The 1,030-nt window shown below is 49.6% G+C and carries 8 tRNA genes and 1 rRNA gene; all 9 read right to left on the reverse strand.

Going from position 1 to position 1,030, the window contains the following annotated elements:
* Positions 1-2 precede the first annotated feature (2 nt).
* A tRNA-Arg gene (locus K4H96_RS00040) sits at positions 3-76 on the reverse strand.
* Positions 77-107: 31 nt separating this feature from the next.
* Positions 108-193 (reverse strand) — tRNA-Leu (locus K4H96_RS00045).
* A gap of 7 nt (positions 194-200) precedes the next feature.
* A tRNA-Gly gene (locus tag K4H96_RS00050) sits at positions 201-272 on the reverse strand.
* A 14-nt stretch (positions 273-286) separates the two neighbouring features.
* Positions 287-359: transfer RNA gene (locus K4H96_RS00055), tRNA-Thr, on the reverse strand.
* A gap of 16 nt (positions 360-375) precedes the next feature.
* A tRNA-Leu gene (locus K4H96_RS00060) sits at positions 376-457 on the reverse strand.
* A 5-nt stretch (positions 458-462) separates the two neighbouring features.
* Positions 463-535 (reverse strand) — tRNA-Lys (locus tag K4H96_RS00065).
* A gap of 32 nt (positions 536-567) precedes the next feature.
* A tRNA-Asp gene (locus tag K4H96_RS00070) sits at positions 568-640 on the reverse strand.
* A gap of 16 nt (positions 641-656) precedes the next feature.
* A tRNA-Val gene (locus tag K4H96_RS00075) sits at positions 657-729 on the reverse strand.
* A 3-nt stretch (positions 730-732) separates the two neighbouring features.
* Positions 733-848 (reverse strand): 5S ribosomal RNA (gene rrf / locus K4H96_RS00080).
* Positions 849-1,030 lie beyond the last annotated feature (182 nt).

Consider the following 1,030-nt stretch of genomic DNA (forward strand, 5'->3'; position numbering starts at 1 on the left):
AATGCACCCTAGAGGAGTCGAACCTCTAACCGCCTGATTCGTAGTCAGGTACTCTATCCAGTTGAGCTAAGGGTGCTCATCTTCTTCTACTGCCTCTTACAAGTCTATGCCGAGGACCGGAATCGAACCGGTACGATCGTTACCAATCGCAGGATTTTAAGTCCTGTGCGTCTGCCAGTTCCGCCACCCCGGCCGCCTCAAGCGAACGACGGGATTCGAACCCGCGACCCTCACCTTGGCAAGGTGATGTTCTACCACTGAACTACGTTCGCATCCTATTCAAAAATGCCGGCTACATGACTTGAACACGCGACCCTCTGATTACAAATCAGATGCTCTACCAACTGAGCTAAGCCGGCTCATTATTATCTTATATGCGGGTTAAGGGACTTGAACCCCCACGCCCTAAAGCGCCAGATCCTAAATCTGGTGCGTCTGCCAATTCCGCCAAACCCGCTCTTATGACCCGTACTGGGCTCGAACCAGTGACCCTTTGATTAAAAGTCAAATGCTCTACCAACTGAGCTAACGAGTCTCTTACTTTTATTGAAATCTTCTCGACTTCAACGGTCCCGACGGGAATCGAACCCGCGATCTTCGCCGTGACAGGGCGACGTGATAACCGCTACACTACGGGACCTATTCTTTTCAGAATATGGGAGTTAACGGGATCGAACCGCTGACCCTCTGCTTGTAAGGCAGATGCTCTCCCAGCTGAGCTAAACTCCCTTCGCTAAGCGACTACCATATCTCACAGGGGGCAACCCCCAACTACTTCCGGCGTTCTAGGGCTTAACTGCTGTGTTCGGCATGGGTACAGGTGTATCTCCTAGGCTATCGTCACTTAACTATTGAATTAACTGTCCTGTCCTCTCAGACAAGCCTTGTCAACTCAAAATTGAATACAATATCAAATCTCACAAAAACTCAAACCATTCGCTGCACTCTGATGAATCTCTTATTCTAGGATAAGTCCTCGAGCGATTAGTATTAGTCCGCTCCATGTGTCACCACACTTCCACTCCTAACC

Origin of the sequence: Streptococcus sanguinis (assembly GCF_020729765.1) — a bacterium.
Taxonomy (GTDB): Bacteria; Bacillota; Bacilli; order Lactobacillales; family Streptococcaceae; genus Streptococcus; species Streptococcus sanguinis_Q.